Annotated in this window: 21 protein-coding genes; 12 read left to right on the top strand and 9 right to left on the bottom strand. The window is 56.7% G+C overall.

Annotated elements, in window-relative coordinates:
• Nucleotides 1–39: 39 nt before the first annotated feature.
• The gene (locus GRI39_RS00600) at nucleotides 40–1863 is read right to left on the bottom strand and encodes a DUF885 family protein (RefSeq protein WP_211371381.1); all 1824 of its coding nucleotides are present in this window, start codon (nucleotides 1861–1863) and stop codon (nucleotides 40–42) included.
• A 144-nt stretch (nucleotides 1864–2007) separates the two neighbouring features.
• On the opposite strand from GRI39_RS00600, the gene GRI39_RS00595 reads away from it, so the two are divergent.
• Complete coding sequence (locus GRI39_RS00595) at nucleotides 2008–2868, top strand: HpcH/HpaI aldolase/citrate lyase family protein (protein ID WP_160737777.1); 861 nt, start codon at nucleotides 2008–2010, stop codon at nucleotides 2866–2868.
• A 44-nt stretch (nucleotides 2869–2912) separates the two neighbouring features.
• On the opposite strand, the gene GRI39_RS00590 is transcribed toward GRI39_RS00595, so the two are convergent.
• A complete protein-coding gene (locus GRI39_RS00590) occupies nucleotides 2913–3242 on the bottom strand; it encodes a hypothetical protein (protein WP_160737776.1) in 330 nt (109 codons plus the stop codon).
• An 11-nt stretch (nucleotides 3243–3253) separates the two neighbouring features.
• Entirely contained in the window at nucleotides 3254–3931 is a 678-nt protein-coding gene (gene lipB / locus GRI39_RS00585; RefSeq protein WP_160737775.1) for a lipoyl(octanoyl) transferase LipB, read from the bottom strand.
• 64 nt (nucleotides 3932–3995) lie between these two features.
• On the opposite strand from lipB, the gene GRI39_RS00580 reads away from it, so the two are divergent.
• Complete coding sequence (locus GRI39_RS00580) at nucleotides 3996–4826, top strand: hypothetical protein (RefSeq protein WP_160737774.1); 831 nt, start codon at nucleotides 3996–3998, stop codon at nucleotides 4824–4826.
• Nucleotides 4827–4909: 83 nt separating this feature from the next.
• Here GRI39_RS00580 and GRI39_RS00575 read toward each other — a convergent pair whose 3' ends face one another.
• From GRI39_RS00575 to GRI39_RS00565, 3 genes are all read right to left on the bottom strand, one after another.
• Nucleotides 4910–5422 (bottom strand): class I SAM-dependent methyltransferase, encoded by a 513-nt coding sequence (locus tag GRI39_RS00575; protein ID WP_246204796.1) that lies wholly within the window; start codon nucleotides 5420–5422, stop codon nucleotides 4910–4912.
• 239 nt (nucleotides 5423–5661) lie between these two features.
• On the bottom strand, nucleotides 5662–6006 hold the full coding sequence (locus GRI39_RS00570) for an arsenate reductase family protein (RefSeq protein WP_160737772.1): 345 nt from the start codon (nucleotides 6004–6006) through the stop codon (nucleotides 5662–5664).
• 66 nt (nucleotides 6007–6072) lie between these two features.
• Nucleotides 6073–6627 (bottom strand): (2Fe-2S)-binding protein, encoded by a 555-nt coding sequence (locus GRI39_RS00565; RefSeq protein ID WP_160737771.1) that lies wholly within the window; start codon nucleotides 6625–6627, stop codon nucleotides 6073–6075.
• A gap of 236 nt (nucleotides 6628–6863) precedes the next feature.
• Here GRI39_RS00565 and GRI39_RS00560 point away from each other — a divergent pair, with 236 nt between their 5' ends.
• The 7 genes from GRI39_RS00560 (at nucleotide 6864) to GRI39_RS00530 (ending at nucleotide 14177) form a co-directional block, all read left to right on the top strand.
• Nucleotides 6864–7985: an NAD(P)-dependent alcohol dehydrogenase gene (locus tag GRI39_RS00560; RefSeq protein WP_160737770.1), complete on the top strand. Its 1122-nt coding sequence runs from the start codon at nucleotides 6864–6866 to the stop codon at nucleotides 7983–7985.
• 146 nt (nucleotides 7986–8131) lie between these two features.
• Nucleotides 8132–9490, top strand: a complete 1359-nt coding sequence (locus GRI39_RS00555; protein WP_160737769.1) for an MATE family efflux transporter — start codon at nucleotides 8132–8134, stop codon at nucleotides 9488–9490.
• A 71-nt stretch (nucleotides 9491–9561) separates the two neighbouring features.
• On the top strand, nucleotides 9562–11019 hold the full coding sequence (locus GRI39_RS00550) for an NAD-dependent succinate-semialdehyde dehydrogenase (protein ID WP_160737768.1): 1458 nt from the start codon (nucleotides 9562–9564) through the stop codon (nucleotides 11017–11019).
• Nucleotides 10988–11815, top strand: a complete 828-nt coding sequence (gene modA, locus GRI39_RS00545) for a molybdate ABC transporter substrate-binding protein (protein ID WP_160737767.1) — start codon at nucleotides 10988–10990, stop codon at nucleotides 11813–11815. Before GRI39_RS00550 ends, modA begins: the two co-directional genes overlap by 32 nt.
• Nucleotides 11816–11856: 41 nt before the next feature.
• Nucleotides 11857–12834 carry a 2-hydroxyacid dehydrogenase gene (locus GRI39_RS00540; RefSeq protein WP_160737766.1) on the top strand — a complete coding sequence of 326 codons (978 nt, stop codon included), beginning with the start codon at nucleotides 11857–11859 and terminating at the stop codon, nucleotides 12832–12834.
• Nucleotides 12831–13721: a kinase gene (locus GRI39_RS00535; protein ID WP_246204795.1), complete on the top strand. Its 891-nt coding sequence runs from the start codon at nucleotides 12831–12833 to the stop codon at nucleotides 13719–13721. The genes GRI39_RS00540 and GRI39_RS00535 overlap by 4 nt, the downstream gene beginning before the upstream one ends.
• Before the next feature lie 42 nt (nucleotides 13722–13763).
• Nucleotides 13764–14177 carry a DUF1489 family protein gene (locus GRI39_RS00530; RefSeq protein ID WP_160737765.1) on the top strand — a complete coding sequence of 138 codons (414 nt, stop codon included), beginning with the start codon at nucleotides 13764–13766 and terminating at the stop codon, nucleotides 14175–14177.
• A gap of 18 nt (nucleotides 14178–14195) precedes the next feature.
• On the opposite strand, the gene nudC is transcribed toward GRI39_RS00530, so the two are convergent.
• Nucleotides 14196–15089, bottom strand: coding sequence for an NAD(+) diphosphatase (gene nudC, locus GRI39_RS00525; RefSeq protein WP_160737764.1), 894 nt, complete (start codon nucleotides 15087–15089; stop codon nucleotides 14196–14198).
• Nucleotides 15090–15100: 11 nt separating this feature from the next.
• Complete coding sequence (locus GRI39_RS00520; protein WP_160738542.1) at nucleotides 15101–16396, bottom strand: serine hydrolase domain-containing protein; 1296 nt, start codon at nucleotides 16394–16396, stop codon at nucleotides 15101–15103.
• 46 nt (nucleotides 16397–16442) lie between these two features.
• On the opposite strand from GRI39_RS00520, the gene GRI39_RS00515 reads away from it, so the two are divergent.
• Nucleotides 16443–16715, top strand: coding sequence for a hypothetical protein (locus tag GRI39_RS00515; protein ID WP_160737763.1), 273 nt, complete (start codon nucleotides 16443–16445; stop codon nucleotides 16713–16715).
• Nucleotides 16716–16724: 9 nt separating this feature from the next.
• On the opposite strand, the gene mutY is transcribed toward GRI39_RS00515, so the two are convergent.
• Nucleotides 16725–17753: an A/G-specific adenine glycosylase gene (gene mutY / locus GRI39_RS00510; RefSeq protein WP_160737762.1), complete on the bottom strand. Its 1029-nt coding sequence runs from the start codon at nucleotides 17751–17753 to the stop codon at nucleotides 16725–16727.
• A gap of 14 nt (nucleotides 17754–17767) precedes the next feature.
• On the opposite strand from mutY, the gene GRI39_RS00505 reads away from it, so the two are divergent.
• Together GRI39_RS00505 and GRI39_RS00500 are read left to right on the top strand one after the other, a co-directional pair.
• Nucleotides 17768–18394, top strand: a complete 627-nt coding sequence (locus GRI39_RS00505) for a DUF721 domain-containing protein (protein ID WP_246204794.1) — start codon at nucleotides 17768–17770, stop codon at nucleotides 18392–18394.
• A complete protein-coding gene (locus GRI39_RS00500; RefSeq protein WP_160737761.1) occupies nucleotides 18391–19095 on the top strand; it encodes a thioredoxin domain-containing protein in 705 nt (234 codons plus the stop codon). The genes GRI39_RS00505 and GRI39_RS00500 overlap by 4 nt, the downstream gene beginning before the upstream one ends.
• The last annotated feature ends 68 nt before the right edge of the window (nucleotides 19096–19163 follow it).

Raw genomic sequence — 19163 nt, 5'->3', positions numbered from 1 at the left:
CAGACATCCATCGCCCGCCGCCCTCAAACATAAGATCACTCAGTCAATCGGCAGATCGAACAGCAATTCACGCACATATTTCACCGGCGGTGAACCGTGGCTCAGCACGCTGTCATGATAGCGGCGCAGGTCAAAATCCTTGCCCCAGCGCTCCTCCGCTTCCTTGCGCAAGGCGCGGTGTTCTTCATAGCCGGTAAAGTAGCTCAGCAATTGCACGGATGAGAGGTTGGCCCGAATCCATTTGCCAGCTGCTTCACGTTCCTGCTGGAAAGCGCCCTTCATCATCAGATCCATCGCCTGATCGCGGGTCATGCCTTCGGTATGCACGCCGATATCAAGCAGCGTATTGGTGACAGAGCGCAGCCGCATTTTCAGCACGGTGAGTTCAAACAGAGGGTCATTGGTCATATAGCCAAGGTCCACCATCACGCCTTCTGAATAGACAGCCCAGCCTTCAACAAAAGGCCCGCTCATCAAGACAGCGCGCAGCAAATCCTTGTTCTTATTGGCATGATCGAGCTGGAGATAATGGCCCGGAACACCTTCATGCATCGACAGATCATGCAGCATATACATGTTATATTCGGACAGGAAGCTGGTGGCCTGTTCGTTGGTCCAATCATCCGGGATCGGCGAAATGGCATAGAAATTGGGCAGATTGCTTTCCAGCGGCCCCGGCGCATCATCATAGGCCACCGCATTGCCTTGCAGGAATTTGGGCACGGTGATGATTTTCACTTCACCGCGGGGCATCGCAACGAAGCCCTTTTCGCGCGTGAAAGCCGTGGTGTCAGCCAGTGTTTCCCGCGCCTTTTCTACCAGCTCATCCCGCTTGGGACGCACGGCATAGCTATAGGCCAGCCCGCGTTCGATCACGCTTTGCTGGGTGGCGGCATCGGGATTATCGGGAAAAGTCTGGTCTTCGCGATCCTTGAGGATTTTGCGCGAAAGCTCATACATCTGGCTACGGATCGCAGCCTTAGCTTCAAGCGCGCGCTGCTTCAGTTCCGGCCGGGTCATATCGCTCATCAAAGCGAATTTCATTTTCTGGTCGTAATGCTCAGCCCCAAGGCGGAAATCGCCCCTGGCATTGGGCACCAGCGTATCATCAATCCAGCGCTGTTGTTCCGCCACAGCCTTTTTCAGATTGGCAAGCGCAGCATCGAAGCGCGTGCGCGGCACCCCGCTCTTTTCCACTTCCGGCAGAAGCACCGCGTTGACGATTTCGAGAATGCCTTCATTCTGCTTGGAAACCGTTTCAGCATAGACCTTGGGCACCAGATTGGGATCAAGCTGCTTGCGCGATTCTGCCATGAAGGCGGGGAGCTTTTCCATCCGGCTGACAATGGACTGGAAACGCTCCGGCCAGGGCGCGAAATCGCGCTGCACGAGGCTGTAGAGCGAATAGCTCGCGGTATCATTGTAATATTGCGGGTTCCACTGCCATTCGCGCAGCACTTCATCGTCCCAGATGGCATATTCCAGCGCATTCTTGAGCAGCTTGTAATCCACCTGATTGTCACGGCTGAGCTGATTGAAATCGAGGCTATTGAGCCCTTGCAGCAAAGCCTTGTTCGCGGTGAGGCGGGCATTGCGTCCGGCAGCGTCGATGGCGGGCAATTCGCTATCATAAGTGTGATCGCCAAGCTGCGTCGCGTTGACCGGGTTCAGCTTGGTCAGCACTTTGATATAGGTGTCAGAAATGGCTTTGAACGCTGTGTTCATTTCACCCTTTGCAGCGGAAGAGCCCTGCCCCGCTTTTTCTTCCGCAGGTGGCGGGCTGCTTGCCACCGGGCCTTGGCTGGTTGCACATCCGGCCAGTGCCAGCCCTGTCATCGCCCCGATCAGCCTGCGCATAGTCATAACTCCTGTTATTCAATCATTTCAGCGCCCAAGCGCCCTCGGGCCGGACTGTTGCGCGTAATGGAGAATGAAACAAGTGAGCGATTGGCGGAACACAAAGGCTCGGCTATCTTTTCAACATAATATATCCTCGGAGTAACACATATGCGGTCCTGGCTCTTCGTCCCCGGCAACAGCGCGGCAAAACTGGCCAAGGCCCCCTCGTCCGGTGCTGATGCGGTAATCGTCGATCTCGAAGATGCCGTGCCGCTGGATGACAAGACAATTGCGCGTCAGCAGGCGGCCGAATGGCTGGCCGATAGCGGCACAGGCCCAGCCCGCTGGGTGCGGATCAATGCTCTTCACACACCCTTCTGGCGCGAAGACCTCGGGATGGTCATGCATGGCCGTCCGGCCGGTGTCATTCTCCCCAAATCAAGTGGGACGGATGAGCTGGAGATTCTTGATGCAGAAGTCAGCGCGTGGGAACAGCGGATCGGGATCAAGGCTGGCGCCACCAAAATCATGCCGCAAGTAGGGGAAAGCCCACGCGCCGCGCTCACCATTCCAGACTATGGTACGTTGGAGATTGATCGGCTTGCCGGGATCACATGGGGCACGGAGGACTTGACGACCTCCCTTGGCGCGACCCGTAAGCGCGATGCAGCCGGGCAATGGACGGATGTCTTCCGCATGGTCCGAGCCAATGTGCTTCTCGCTTCTCATGCCGCTGGCGGGCTGGCCGTGGATTCCGTCTATGCCGATTTCCGCGACTTGGACGGGCTGGCCAAAAGCGCACATGAAGCGGCAGCCGATGGCTTTTCAGGGATGCTTGCCATTCACCCGGCACAGATCCCGATCATCAACGAGGCCTTTAGCCCCAGCGCCGAAAAATTGTCGCAAGCCCGTGCCATTGTAGACGCTTTTGCAGCGAACCCTGAAGCTGCCGTGCTGCAACTCAATGGCCGCATGATCGAAACACCGCATCTGCGCCAGGCACAAAATATGCTGCAAATGGCGCGATAAGTAAAAGCACTGGGCTCCAGTGACCCGGTGCCAGTCAGGCAGTGTCAGTTGGCGGTGCCAGCCTCTGTGCTGGCGCTGTCTGCCGCTGCTGCGGCAGCATCAGCCGCATCGGCGGCGGCATCCCCTGCATCGATGGCATCCGTCGCATCGTCATCACCTTCGTCAGAAGAGGCATCGCTGCGCCCCGGAACTACTTTCATCGGCGGAGCCTGTGATGTGACCTGATCCGTTGTGATCATGGCATCGCTGATCGTGCCGTCCAGAACTTTCCCCGTGGCGTTGCTATCTGCATCGGAAGCAGCAGGCTTATCGCCACCGCAGGCAGACAGAGCACCCAGCATGACAGTGATGGTAAGAATGTGGCGAGTTTTCATGGTCAGCATCTTCATTTCACTGTGTTGCCATTAAGTGCGCTAAGAAATTCACCAGCGCGGCGTTCCATCGCGCTATCCCATTGTTCAAGGGAAACATCCAGCCCTAGCCGTTCGAGACTGGTGACACCAAATTCGCTGATACCGCAAGGCACAATCCCGCCGAAATGATCGAGATTGGGGGCAATGTTGACCGAAAAACCATGCATCGTCACCCATTTGCGCACCCGCACGCCGATTGCCCCGATCTTGGCTTCGCCCCCGTCGATATCGCGGGTCCAGATACCGATGCGCCCTTCAGCGCGCCAGCTCTCCACCCCAAAATCGGCCAGCGTCCCGATCACCCAGCCTTCCAGCGCATGAACAAAACTGCGTACATCGCGGCCCCGTTCTGCAAGGTTGAGGAGGACATAGCCAATTCTCTGGCCTGGCCCGTGATAGGTATACCGCCCGCCCCGCCCGGTTTCGATCACTTCAAATTGCGGATTGCGTAAATCTTCCAGGGAAGCGCTGGTGCCTGCCGTATAGACTGGCGGATGTTCCAGCATCCAGATCAGTTCCCGCGCCGGGCCAGAGGCAATCGCCGCATTGCGTGCTTCCTGTTCAGCCAAAGCAGCAAGATAAGGCACAGGGGTGACTTCCTGACGCCATTCGACATTTGTATCAACTTCGAGTGCATGTATGTGAGACATAAGATTTGCGTGAAACCTTCGCGGCATCTTATCAAGAGCCAAGCTGCAACAGAGGAATGAAAAAGTGAAATTCGATATGAGCACGGCCTGGCGCGACGCAATGTCGATGCTGAATGCCAATCGCGAAGTATTACTGATTGTAGCAGGGATATTTTCCTTCCTGCCCACGCTCGCCGCGTCTTTTCTGGTTCCTCCCATGCAGGCCACTATGGCTATGGATAACCCGGCTTCCACTGAAGCGGCTTTGGAGCAAGTGACCCAGATGTATGCGAATTATTGGTGGGTCTTCCTGCTGATGACGCTCATCCAGTCCATCGGCTTTATTGCGATCCTCGCACTGCTCAGGGATTCCAACCGCCCCACTGTCAGTGAAGCTTTGCAAATTGGCCTTAAAGGCTTCTTGCCTTATTTCGCCGCTTATGTGCTGCTTTGTATCGCCCTTGGCCTCATCATCGGGATCATTCTTACGATCGTTGCGCTGACCAATGTAGCCGCACTGATTATTGTTGCCACTTTCGCAGCACTGATCTTTGCAATTTATGCCATGATCAAATGCTCGCTCACCCCGGCCATCGTTGCGATTGAGAAGACCTACAATCCCATCACCATCCTGAAACGGAGCTGGACCGTGACCAAAGGCAACAGCCTCAGGATTTTCGGTTTTTTCATGCTCATCGGAATTGTCTATCTGATCATATCGATCATTATTGGCATGGTCATGCAGGGGCTTGGCATTGCTATCGGGCCTAACTCCCTTGCCATGCAAATCATCAACGGCCTGGTGAATGGCCTTGTCGGCGCGATTGCAACGGTGGTTTTCGTGGCGATTCTGGCTGCTATTCACCGCCAGTTGGCAGGTGCTTCCCCTGATGCGATCAGCGAGGCATTCAAATAAGCAAGCCTGCTTCAGCCCAAACAAAAGGCCCGCTTTCCTGATTGGACAGCGGGCCTTTTGTTATGAATGCTGAGAGGTTTAACTCAGGCTTTCCAGCCCCATCCCAGAACGCAGGGTGGAACGTTGAGCCATTCAAAGCCCTTATCCACCCGTTCAAAATGCTTTTCAGTGTAATCGCGGGCAACCGTGCTGAACTGATAGGTCAGAAACGCCCCACCAGAACGAATAACACGATAGGTTGCAGCAGCAATTTCAGGGGCGACCCCGTCCGGCAGGGTTGAGAATGGCAGGCCAGACAGCACGTAATCGGCATGGTCATGGCCACATGCCTGGACGATTTCTTCAACATCGGCAGCAGAACCCAGAACCGGCCGGAAGCGGCTATCGGTGATGGTGCGCTTGAGGAAGTCGATGAAGAGGGGGTTGGTGTCGATGACGATCAATTCGCCATCACGGGGCAGACGATCCAGAACGGGCTGACAAAAGGTGCCAACGCCGGGGCCATATTCGACGAAGACTTTGCATTCATCCCATTTCACGCGATCCAGCATTTTGCGGATCGTATATCGCGATGAGGGGATGATGGACCCGACCATCACGGGATGCTCAAGAAAGCCTCTAAAAAACACCCCTGCTGGACCTAACGCGCGGGAAATTTTTTGTTTTAGCTTAACGCCCTTACGCTGGCCGACCAGCTCACTTCCGTCCACCAAAACACGTTCCTAAAATTGCACCCCTTCCAGCGGGGCGGGTAAACAAGATAGCGGCGTTCGCAAAAATGCCGCCTATTTGCAAGAACAGCCTCCGGCAAAACCGCAGAACTGCGTCATGCCATCTAAATAATATCCTGAATCACGTCTGAAGGGCGGCAAAGTCGCACCCCTTTTTCGGTTTCCACAAGTGGCCGTTCAATCAATTTGGGATTCTGGATCATCGCATCGAGCACGGTGTCAGGATCAGCCTCCACCAAGCCGCGCTCTTTCGCATCCGTTCCGCTCAGGCGCAAACCATCGGCAGGTGACATGCCCGCATCACGATAGAGCTGCGCGAGCTTTTCTTTTGACGGAGGGGTTTTGAGATATTGGACAACTTCCAGATCAATGCCCTCATTGCTTTCCAGTGTGGCCAGAGCCGCGCGGGATTTGCTGCAATTGGGATTATGCCAGATCGTTGCTTTCATTGAGGCCATATCTCCTGAATACTCTAAATTCGCACTAGGCTTGCAGACTGGACGGGGCAAGGCCGATCACTGCGCAGGCTTTTTGGATGGAACGCGCATGGCGGGCACCGCCCGCGCAGCGTCGCTTGCATCAATTCCGGGGGCAGGTGCTGCACTGATAGTTTCACGCCTTGCCGCCACTCTGCCTGCACGTTCAATCGCTTGCACGATTCTTGGATAGACTCCGCAACGGCAGAGGTTGGGAATCGCGGCAATAATCTCTGCCTTGCTGGGTGAACGGTTTTTGGCAATCAAGGCCGCGCCCGCCATCACGATACCAGGTGTGCAAAAGCCGCATTGAATCGCTTGCTCAGCCACCAAAGCCTGCTGTACCGGATGCGAGCGATCGCGCGCCAGACCTTCAATTGTGGTGATCAGCCGCCCCTCCGCTTCACCGATAGTAACCAGACAGGAGCGCAAGGCTTCCCCGTCAATCAACACCATGCAGGCGCCGCAATCGCCCACGCCACAGCCATATTTCGTGCCGGTGAGATTGGCTGCATCGCGCAAGGCCCACAACAGCGGGGTATCGGGGTCCAGATCAAAGCGAACCGGGCTGCCATTGACTGTCATGCTGGACATGAAATCTTGTCTAACGCCAAGTTCGGGCAAGCGCCAGCACTCTGCTCTCATGCCGGACCTTCGTTTCATAGCGGGGCATATGCAGACTCATCGCCAAGTGAAAAAACCGTGCTGCGTTTGATTATTTCCAGTGGCGTTCGCCCGCCGGTGCGATAGGATAGTATCGGAAGTTATAATACATGGCGAGCGGTGGCCTCGGCTACCCAATCGCCCGAAGACATAATTGGAGGATCGTAATGGCTACCAATGCACGCGCTGCTATTTGCCGCGGCAATTCTGAACCCTTCGCCATCGAAGATGTAGAACTGGCAGAACTTCGCCCCGACGAGTTGCGCGTCAAGATCATCGCTTGCGGCGTCTGCCATACCGACATGGCCGTGCGCGATCAGCAATTGCCCGTGCCGATGCCAGTGGTCCTTGGCCATGAAGGTGCAGGCATTGTGGAGGAAGTGGGCAGTGATGTAACATCCGCTAAAGTGGGTGACCGGGTGGTGATGAGTTTCAACAGCTGCGGCCACTGCCCAAGCTGTGACATTGATGCGCCTACTTATTGCTACAATTTCTTTCCCGAAAACTGGTCTGGTGGAAGGCCTGACGGCAGCGCAACCCTGCTCCAGAAGGGCGAGAAGATGAATGCCAATTTCTTTGGCCAGTCGAGCTTTGCCACCCATGCCATCGCCCATGATCGCAATGTGGTAAAAGTGCCAGACAGCGCCAAGGACCTCCCGCTTGAACGCCTCGCCCCGATCGGCTGCGGATTGATGACCGGTGCCGGTGCGGTTCTCAACAGTATGAAAGTGCGCAAAGGGTTGCCTATCGCCGTGGTGGGTGTTGGTACCGTGGGCATGGCAGCCATTATGGCGGCCAAAATTGCTGGTGCTGATCCGATCATTGCGGTGGATATGAATGACAGCCGCCTTGAACTGGCGAAGGAACTGGGTGCGACCCATGCCTTTAACGCCAAGGATGATGCAATGGGCCAGATCAAGGAACTGGTGCCGCAGGGTCTGGGCTATGCCTTTGACACCACCGGCATCAACAAGGTGATCGAAGACCTGTTCGGCCTGCTTGCCCCCATGGGGATTGTCGGCATGGTGGGCGCATCAGACCCTTCGCATATGCTGAAATTCAACGAAGCGGAATTCATGGGCGGTGGCCGCCGCGTAATGGGGATTCTGGGTGGAGACAGTGATTTGAAACACTTCCTTCCCAAGCTCATCGAATATCACCTGAACGGCCAATTCCCATTCGACAAGCTGATCGGTTACTTCCCGTTTGAAGAAATCAACGAAGCTATCGAATCCAGCGAAAATGGTACGGTGGTAAAGCCCGTGCTGAGGATCGCAGAAGAGGCGTAAGCCACCCTTTCGCCGGCTGGCACCCCGTCGCGCAGATATTCGGGTGCCAGCCCACCCCTTTACTGAATCCCGCTTCAGCATCTTCATTGCGGATAATATACAGTCTGCACTTTGCAACCGTGCCGTCGATCCCCATTAAGTGAGCCATGGCTGAAACCCGCAAGGCGAAACTCACTCACGGTTCGATTCTCGGCCACCTCGTCACTCAGACAGCACCTGCAACAATCGGCATTGCCGCCATTGTTTCGGTTGGGCTGATCGATGCTTTCTTCATCGGCAAGATCGGTGGCGAAGCACTGGCTGCGGTGAGCTTCATTTTCCCGGTCATCACGGCTCTTTCCAGCCTTGGCGTAGGGGTGATGGTGGGCATCGCCTCGGTGGTATCGCGGGCCTTGGGAGCCGGCGCCCATGAACAGGCCGAAAGGCGGGCCAATCTCGGTATCGTGCTGGCAATCATTCTAGGGCTGACACTGGGGTTGGCGCTCTACGCTTTGCGTCATGCACTGTTCCGGCTGATGCAGGCCGATGAAGCGCTGCTCCCGCTGATTGACGACTACATGACGCCATTTGCTTTTGGCTTTCCGCTCCTCTTGATGATGAATGGCCTGAACGGTGTGCTGCGCGCGCAAGGCGCTGCGAACCGCAGCACGGCCATTTTGATGACCTATGCCATCACCAATTGCATCTTTGACCCCATTCTGATTGACGGCGCCTTTGGCTGGCAGGGCTTCGGTATAGCTGGCGCTGCCTACGCTACCAATCTCGGCTGGCTGACGGGCCTTGGCGTTGGCTTTGTCATGCTTCAGACCAGCGACATCCACTTTGCCCCCTCCACTCTCACCCGCAACCATTGGAAAGAAGGCACGCTCGCCATCGCCCGCGTTGCCGCGCCCGCCGCCTTTTCCAATTCGATCAACCCGGTGGGCCTTTCCATCCTGACCGCCTTTCTGGCCATGGAAGGCCAGGCACAGGTGGCAGGCTTTGGTGCAGGCGGGCGTTTGCAGACCTTTGCCGTGGTGCCGCTGCTCGCGCTGTCGAGCTCCATCGGCGGCATCGTTGGCCAGAATTGGGGTGCGCGCCGGTTTGATCGTGCCCGCACCGCCATGCTGGGCGCTGGGGGGTTTTGCCTTGCCTACGGCCTGATTGCCGGGGCCACGCTCTATTTCGGAAGGGGCTGGCTCGCCAGCCTCTTCAGCGATGATCCGGCGACCATGGCCGCCACGATGAATTATCTCAAAATCTCCGTCTGGGGATATGGTGGTTATGGCCTGCTCATCACATGCAATGGCGCGTTGAACGCGATTGACCGGGCAAGCACCACATTGCTGCTCTCGCTCGCCCGCGTATTGCTCATCATGGTGCCCTTTGCCGCCGTCATGCGCCCTTATTGGGGGCCAGAAGCAGTCTATGCGGCGGAACTCACCTGCAATCTCATCGGAGGAATTGCCGCAGCTGCGCTTGTTGCCTCGATCTTCGGCGGCTTCAAGCAGCTTCGCGCTGCCTGACAGCGGGAATTTCGGCCACATTTCGGCGGCTCATGCATTGGTCTTGCAAGTGATAAATAAAGGAGACCTCCATGTCAGACCCCCGCGTAAAACTCTCCAACCCAGACCTGCTCATTGAAAAAGCACTGATGGGTGGGGAATGGGTCACCGGGTCCGCCGAACCGATCGAAGTCGATGATCCTTTCACCCAAAAGAGCTTTGCCACTGTCCCATCGCTCAGCAAGGAAGATGCTACCCGCGCGATTGATGCCGCGCATGATGCTTTTCCGGCATGGGCCGGAAAAACCGCCGCTGAACGCGGCAAAATTCTGCGCCAATGGTTTGAACTGATCGCAGACAATACCGATGATCTGGCCCGTCTGATGACGTTGGAAAATGGCAAGACTTTCAAGGAAGCACAAGGCGAAGTCGCCTACGCCAATGGCTTCATCGAATTCTACGCAGATGAAGCCACCCGCCGGATGGGGGAAATCATTCCCGCCAATGAGCCGGGCCGCCGGATGCAGGCAGATCGCCAGCCGGTAGGGGTTTGCGCCGCGATCACACCCTGGAACTTCCCGCTAGCCATGCTGACCCGCAAAGTCGGGCCAGCGCTCGCAGCGGGTTGCACGATGATTGCCAAACCTGCCAGCCAGACCCCGCTGACGGCACTCGCCTTTGCCAAGTTGGGTGAAGAAGCAGGCGTTCCCAAAGGCGTGTTCAACTGCATTACCGGCAAGGCGTCGGTGCTGGGAGAAGTGCTGACATCATCTTCCAGGGTTCGCAAACTGACCTTCACCGGCTCAACCGAAGTGGGCGTAAAGCTCTATCAGGATTGCGCCGCCACGATGAAGAAGATCTCGATGGAACTGGGCGGTAATGCCCCGCTCCTGATCTTTGACGATGCCGATCTGGATGCCGCGATTAATACGGCCATGGTCGCCAAATTCCGCAACAGCGGGCAGACCTGCGTGGCCGCAAACCGCATCTATGTGCAGGATGGCATCAAGGATCGCTTCCTCTCCGCCTTTGCCCAAAAGGTTAAAGCTATGAAGGCAGGCGATGGTTTTGATGAGAACTCCGATGTCGGCCCGCTGATCGACCAGAAGGGCTTTGAAAAAGTGCAGGAACATCGCGACTCTGCATTGAAGGTCGGGGCACAATGTCTGGCAGGTGGCGGTGAGCCGGGTGGCTTATTGTTCGAACCAACACTATTGGGCGATGTGCCACAGGATGCCCAGCTCACCAAGGAAGAGACATTCGGCCCGCTGGCTGGGGTGATCACCTTCTCAAGCTTCGAAGAGGCTCTGCGCCTGGCCAATGATACACCCTTTGGCCTTGCTGCCTATTTGTGTTCTTCGGACCCGAAGACTATCGAAAGGGCAAGCATGGGGCTGGAAAGCGGCATGGTCGGCATCAATACCGGTCTGATTTCCACGCCACACGCCCCTTTTGGTGGGGTTAAAATGTCAGGCCTTGGCCGTGAAGGCTCGCACCATGGGCTGGAGGAATATCTGAATGTCAAATATCTCTGCCAAGCAGGGCTCTAAAACACCGTTTATCGCATTGCTGGCAGGGCTTTGTGCCCTGCTGGCAGCGTGCAGCGGAAACGTGGAGAGGCAGGAGGTGGCGAAAGGCCCGGTGGTCCTCGCCGCCGCCAGCCTGCAGGAAAGCATGGAGGCGGCAGCCGATGATTGGGCCGAATATGGCCACCCTCACCCCATCCTCTCTTTTGCCGGAAGCTCTGCCCTTGCCCGTCAGATTGACAGCGGCGCACCGGGTGATCTGTTTGTTTCCGCCGATCAGGACTGGATGGATGAGGTCGCCAAATCTGGCCATATCAAGCCGGAAACCCGCCGCACCCTGCTCGGCAATTCACTTGTTCTGATTGGCCCGGCAGGCTCCGGTGATGCGGATGCTAACATGCTGGAAAAGAGCGATCAGTTGCTTGCGGCACTGGGTGATGGACGCCTCGCCATGGCAGACCCTGATGCGGTTCCGGCGGGCAAATATGGCAAGGCTGCTCTGGAAAGCCTCGGCCTGTGGGACAAAGTACAAGGCAAAGTAGCCAGTGCCGAAAATGTCCGTGCAGCCCTGGCATTGGTGGAACGCGGGCAGGCTCCGCTTGGCATAGTCTATGCCACCGATGCGGCGGCAAGCGATAAGGTGCGGATACTCGCCACCTTCCCCGATAACAGCCACCCCGCCATTATCTATCCCGCAGCTATCCTTGCGACATCGAACAATCCGGATGCCGAAGGTTTCCTTGATTATCTGGCTTCCGAACGCGGCCAGTCACTGTTCAAGCGCTTTGGATTTACCCCGGCAATCAACACCAGCGATTGACTCTGCCCGGCCATAGCATCCACACACTCGTTTGAAACGTCATGGAGAGCGACTTGGTAAAACCCCGTATCCTTGTAACCCGCCGCTGGCCCGAAGCGGTTGAGCAGGAACTGGCGAAGGTTTACGATGTCACTTTCAATGCCAGCGATACACCACTTGATCAGCAGACTCTGGCGGCCGCGATGGGCGAATATGATGTGCTCGCCCCCACCGTGTCTGATCGGATTGATGCCGATGTTATCAAGGCTGGTGATCGGGTAAAGCTGATCGCCAATTACGGTGTTGGCTTCGATCATATTGCCCTTGATGCCGCACACGAACGCGGGATTGCTGTCACCAATACACCCGGTGTGCTGACCGATTCCACCGCTGATCTGACGATGGCTTTACTGCTGATGGCAGTTCGCCGGGGCGGCGAAGGGGAACGCGAATTGCGCAGCGGCCAATGGACTGGCTGGCGTCCCACCCACATGCTTGGCACATCATTGCATGGCAAGGTGCTGGGTCTGGTTGGCTTTGGCCGCATTGGGCAGGCAACCGCCTGCCGCGCCCGCGCCTTCGGCATGAAGATCGCCTATTATGGTCGCCATCCAGTCTCCCATAAGACTGCCTGTGACCTTGATGCGCATTATTATTCTGATTTCCATAAATTGCTGCGCGCCGCGCATGTGGTGTCGCTCCATGTACCGGGCGGCGCAGAAACCCGCCATATGATCGATGCTGCCGCGATTCAGTCCATGCGCAAAGGGGCCTATCTGGTGAATACGGCGCGCGGCGAAGTGGTGGACCATGATGCGCTGGCTGAAGCCTTGCGCAATGGCCACCTGAGCGGCGCAGGGCTGGACGTATATCCGGAAGAACCGCAGATCCCGGAAGCGCTCCTTGGTCTCGAAAATGTCGTGCTTCTGCCGCATCTTGGCAGTGCGACACATGAAGCGCGTGAAGCCATGGGGCGCAAGGTCATCGCCAATATCCACGCCTGGACCAAGGGCCAGCATTTGCCGGATCAGGTAGCATGAAGCCGGGGATCGAACAGGCCATCGCAAAGCTCATCGAAGCAGAGCACCTGCCCGCCGACTATGCTGAGATCGTCGATAATTTCTGGCGTCCACTCGCCCGGATGATCGCGGACAGAGCCGGAACGCAATCACCTTTGCTGGTCGGCATCAACGGCGCGCAAGGGTCTGGCAAAAGCACCGCCTGCCTGTTTTTGCGCTACCTTCTGGAAGAACGCCACGGCCTTAAAACAGTCATCCTCTCACTCGACGATCTTTACGCTACGCGCGAAGAGCGGGAGGACAAAGCTCGCACGATCCATCCACTTTTCCGCACGCGCGGGGTGCCGGGCACACATGATGTTGCACTGGGCATGAAGCTCTTGAAAGATCTGCTGGCAGGCAAATCGGTCAATCTCCCAAGGTTTGACAAAAGCGTGGATGATCGGGCCGATGCGGGTGTCCCCTTTGCCGGGCCGGTCGATGTGGTGTTGTTTGAAGGCTGGTGCGTTGGTGCAAAGCCGATGCCGGAAGATCGCCTGGCAGAACCCATCAACCGGCTGGAAGCACAGGAAGATCAGGACGCTATCTGGCGGCGGCACATCAACCGCGAACTGGCGCAGAATTATGCCAAATTGTTCCGCATGATCGATCTTTTGGTGATGCTCAAAGTCAGCGATTTTGCACAGGTCCGCGCCTATCGGCAATTGCAGGAAGAAAAGCTCGCCGCGCGCAATCCCGGTGGCACCGCCCTGCTGGATGAAACCGCACTGGCGCGCTTTATCAGTCATTATGAACGGCTGACACGGTTCATGCTGGAGGAAATGCCTGCCCGCGCCGATGTCACCTTCGCGCTGGATAACAATCAGAAACCGCGCAGCCTGCCGGAGATTCTGCTCCCCTATAGCTGAACCGCTCTTGAGCAAGGGGCGATAGCGCTTATCTAGCTTCCCATGCCCTTGCACATGACCAAGATCGCCTTTGGAATTGCCCATCTTGACCAATTGCGGGAGCGGCTGGAAACACGGGCAGAGGAATGGGGCGGCGGTGAAACCCGTATCGTCACGCGCTACCTGCCCAAACGGCATGAAGAGATGCTGGATGGATCGCTCTACTGGATTCTTGATCATACGCTGGTGGCACGTTCTCCCATTCTGGGTTTCGAACAACGCAGTGAAGATGGGCGTTGGTGGGTGCGGCTCAGCCCGAAGTTGATCCCGGTGGAAGGCAAACCCAAGCGCGCCCATCAGGGCTGGCGCTATCTTAACGATGATAACGCCCCGCCCGATCTTCCTGATGGTGCCACCAATGCAGAGGCACTACCGGGCAAAATGCTGAACGAACTCCACCGCTTAGGGCTGGTCTAACGGCAAAGGACCGTGTCCTCAGCCCCTCTCCAGCCACCAACGCAGCATGAAATTCGCAATCGCCTGAGGGGGTGGAGCAAGGAATGGTGCATCTTCACCATCACCTGCCATCGCAGCGCGGACTTCATCATGCGTAAACCAGCGCACATCAGCCAGCTCGGTCTCATCACGGGTAATGTCTGAGTTCTGCGCGATTCCATGGCAGCCAAGCATCAATTGGGACGGGAACGGCCAGGGCTGGCTGGCAATATAGCGCACATCACCCACGACTATACCCGATTCCTCCAGCACTTCACGTGCAACGCATTCCTCAATAGATTCACCCGGCTCCACAAAACCAGCAAGCGCGGAATAACGCCGTTCAGGGAAGTTTAGCCCGCGCCCCAGCAGCAGGCGGCCGTCATGTTCAACCAGCATAATCGCCACCGGATCGGTGCGTGGGAAATGCGATGCGCCGCATTCCTCATTCACACAATCACGCTGCCAGCCACCCTTGGCCGGGCGTGAATGGCTGCCACAAACCGCACAAAAGCGATGCCTTGCATGCCAGTCCACCAGACTGCGCGCCGTGCCATAGATCGCCAGATCGTCCGGCTGAAGGAGGGTCATGGCAGCCCAGCTATGCCGATGCGCATAGGCAGGGTCTATACTGCCCTTGTCCGGCACCATTGCCACATGGGCAACGCCATCCCGCAACCCCAGAAATACCAGTTCCGCATCACCCGGCGCTTCCGACAAGGCGCCCCAGATCAGACTATTATGTTCATCCATCACCGGAGCCAGCCCATCCAGCTTGAGCAGCCGCGCTGATGGAACCATCACTTCCGCCAGACGCGCAGGGTCAGATCGAACATGGTCAGCGCGGTCAATCGGAGAACCTGTGAATTGCGGCCCGGCAAGCAACGATGTCATAAATTATCCTGTTAAACGGCAAGGTCCGTAGTGACGGCCTGCGAAAATTCCTCTGTGAGAGGGTATGCGAAAGAGGGCATATATTGGGTGTAAAGGCTGTGGCGCAAACCGCGTTTCATGTCCACGAATCCTATGGTTCCAGCAGCACCAGTCCAGCCGAACACGCCCGCCTGAGAACCTTTGCCAACCCGCCCGCCAGCTCCAAAGCCATAATTCTGGGCAAAGGGATCACTGGGGCTCAGCGTATCGGGAAAGAGATCGGATGTGCCAAGCTGGACGGCAGAGCGCGTCATGACTCTGCGGCCATCAATCACCCCTTCCCCACCAAGCATCTGCAGGAACCGGTCATAATCACGCGGCGTGCTGACCATCCCGGCCCCACCGAAGGGAAAGGCAGGCTTTTCGGCATAGACTGAATTGGAAGGACCATCGATGGGCAGCAACACCCCGTCCATCACAAGGTAATTGGTCGTCAGGCGGGTGAGCTTTTCCTGCGGAACGATAAAGCCTGAATCGGCCATGGAGCAGGGATCAAAAATGCGCTGCTGAAGAAATTCTTCAAAGGGCTGGCCCGATACAATCTCAATAATCCGCCCCATCAGATCCAGCCCGACAGAATAGCTCCAGCGCGTGCCGGGCTGATAGACCAGCGGCATTTCCGCCAGCCTGTCGGCAAATGCGCTGAGGCTCGTCACGGGCTTGCCCCCGAATATCTGGCTGAGATCAAGCTTGGTCACTTGCCCCGGAATCAAGCCATTTTGCGTATAGGCTTTGGAAATCGGCCCCTGCTGCACGATGGAATAGCCAAGCCCCGCAGTATGTGTGAGCAAATGGCGAATGGTGACAGGTCGGATCGCCGGTTCCAGATTATCCGGCGTGATCGGGCCATCATAGACCTTCTGCACCTGCATCTTCCTGAATTTAGGCAGGAAGTCGGAAATCGGCTGATCCAATCCCATCAGCCCTTCATCCACCAAAATCATCGCCGCCATGCCGGTGACAGGTTTGGTCATCGAATAAATGCGATAGATACTATTTTGATCGGATGGCCGTACCCCACGCAAACTGTCCGTTCCTTGCGCATAAAATTGGGTTGCCTGCTGCTCTCGCCCCAAAGCCGCGACGATATTGGCGACCTTGCCGGACGAGACATATCGCGCAATCAGCGCTTCGACATGCGCCCATTTTTGTGGAGTCTGCGCAAATACGCTCTTCCCGAAAGGCAGCCCGGAAAAGGCTCCACCTGCTGCCAATAAAGCAGTTCCGCGAAGCAAATTGCGCCGGGAGATATCATTGGTATCGATCATCTCAATCACCTCCACCTCCCTATCTGCGAAGCTAAGTTAAGGGAAGATGACCGCCATACAAGCTTGCGTTTTGAGGTGTATTATCTATATAGAACACACGCTGAATATTCTTTCGATCCTGATCGGCGTTTTTGCTCTCGCACTGGCCATCCCATCGAGCATTCCTTTTCTCGGCTGGGGCAATTGGTTTGTGCTTCCTATCGCGGTGATTGGTGCTGGGATTGGAGCACTTTCCAGTACCAATGGCGGGCACAATTTTTGCCTGATCGTCTTTGTCATCGCGGTGATCCGCCTGGCACTCGGCGGCGGCTTTATCTAAGAAACCTAGCTACTTACGCGCCAGCGCCAGGCTTGCCGCCTTCGCAAATGCGGTGGGCAGGCCTGCCTCTTCAAGCTGCTCAATCGGCCACCATTCGCCATCCCCTTCAGGTTGTTTGGCCAGATCGGTGACAGCTCGCAGCTCAAGCGTTAGCCCGAAGTGAGTGAATACATGGCGGATCGCCCCGAAGCTTTCCCAATCGCCTGCAAGCGGGGGCTCGCCATGGCCGTCTGAGCGGGCAGACCAGCCATCATCAGGCAAAGCGCGCATTCCGCCGAGCATTCCCGTTCCGGGGCGGCGAACCAGCCAGACCTTACTGTTCTGTTCAATCCAAAACGCCCGCCCCAACCGCTCAGGCCGTTGTTTTTTCGGCGCTTTCTTAGGAAGTTCCGTCGGATCGCCCGCCTCCTTTGCCCGACAATCGACGGATAGGGGGCACAGCAGACATTTAGGGTCGCGGACCGTGCAGATAGTTGCACCTAGGTCCATCATGGCTTGAGCGAAATCACCTGAGCGTTCGGTGGGCGTGATGGTATCGGTGGCCTCCCTGATCACCTTGCGCGCTGCGGGCAGCGGCTCTGTGATCGCAAACAGGCGAGCGACAACCCGTTCGACATTGGCATCTACCACTACCGCTCGCTTTCCAAAGGCGATGGCAGCAACCGCAGCGGCGGTATAAGCGCCAAGGCCAGGAAGCTTCAGAAGTGCGGCTTCATTCTCAGGAAACCCTCCTATTTCAGCAACTTCACGCGCGCATTTCGCAAGGTTTCTGGCTCTGGAGTAATAGCCCAATCCCGCCCAGGCAGCCATCACATCTTCATCCGATGCAGCAGCGAGATCCTGCACTGTCGGCCATTTTTGCGTAAACTTTTGAAAATACGGCTTTACCGCCGCCACTGTGGTCTGTTGTAGCATGACTTCAGACAGCCACACGCGGTACGGATCGGGTGCTTTCTCACCCGGCAAAGCGCGCCATGGCAAGCTGCGGGCATTGCGATCATACCAGTTGAGAAGCTGTGTTGAGACCCTATCATCCATCATCGGCCTATGGCATGAGCATGGTCATAATGGAAAGCAAGCCACATGATCTGGGTGGAAAAACGCCGAAAAACCCTGATGTGAAGGGCACCGAGCGTAACACAAAGACACCACAAAAGCCCCGAAAGCGTGCTGAGAAGGCTCAAAAGGTCTATGAACGCCCGCGCGGTGGCCCCGCGCGCCAGATTGCCGATTTGATGCCGCAAATTGGCCGCGCGGCCTTCCGGCGTTTTGGTTTTGTGCAATCGAGTGTCGTCACCCGCTGGCCCGAAATTGTCGGCGCCCGCCATGCCGAAGTTTGCGCCCCGGAATCGATCCGTTTTCCTCAAGGTGAAAAAAGTCAGGGCACCCTGTATCTGGTGGTCCGCCCGGCCCATGCCCCACTGATTCAACATGTGTTTCCGGAAATTATCGAGCGGGTGAATCGCTTCTTTGGCTATAATGCGATTGCACAGGTCAGAATTCGGCAAGGCGAGGTTCAGGGGCCTTCTGCTCAAAAACCCGCGGAATCACCACCGAGTCTGAAACCGATCCCGTTGGAGCTGGGGGATTCCCTGCGCGATATTGGCGATCCCGAATTGCGCAAAGTATTGGAAGGATTGGCGCGCAGCCTTGGCGCGCAGGAGGACCGAAGCAAATGAAACGCCGTTTACTGGCTGCCGCGCTGGCAACCGCTTTTCCGCTCGCTGTCGTCACTGTCATGGCGCCGGCCTATGCTGCTGGTAAGGACTGGAACCAGACCTTCGCCCAAACCGAGGATGGCGGCCATTGGGTCGGTAATCCTGAAGCACCGGTGCAATTGCGCGAATTCGTCAGCTACACCTGCATCCATTGCGCGCATTTTGCGCAGGAATCTGATGGTCCGATGCGGCTCGAATATATCCGCGATGGCAAGGTTCGCGTGGAAGTGCGCCACCTGATCCGCGATCCCATCGATATGACCATCGCGTTGCTCACCAATTGCGGTGACCCTAATAAGTTCTTTGGCAATCACCGCGCCTATTTCAGCCGCTATGATGATTATATGGACAAGGTGAAAGCCGCTTCAGCCGATCAGATCAAAGGCTGGAATGAAGCCCCGCTCAGCCAGAAATTCAGGCTGATCGCCAGCGATCTTGATCTTTACAGCACGATGGAAAATCGTGGGGTGGCCAAGCCCGCACTCGACAAATGCCTCAGCGATGAAGCCAAAATGCGGACCTTGGCGAAGCAATCCACAACCGGTGCTAATAAATATGGCATCAAAGGCACACCAAGCTTTGTGCTAAACGGCGAACTGATCGACGATGCGCATAGCTGGGATACGCTGAAGCCCGAACTTGATCTGAAGCTCGGCATCTGATCTTAACGCCGGGCAGGCGCGCAGGATTTGCGTATTTGCCCTGCCCGGCCTTTCCAGCACTTTGCCAA

Source organism: Altericroceibacterium indicum (genome assembly GCF_009828105.1).
Classification (GTDB): Bacteria; Pseudomonadota; Alphaproteobacteria; order Sphingomonadales; family Sphingomonadaceae; genus Altericroceibacterium; species Altericroceibacterium indicum.
The sequence above is the reverse complement of the archived record's forward strand: the minus strand, read 5'-3'. Positions and strand labels throughout refer to the sequence as shown.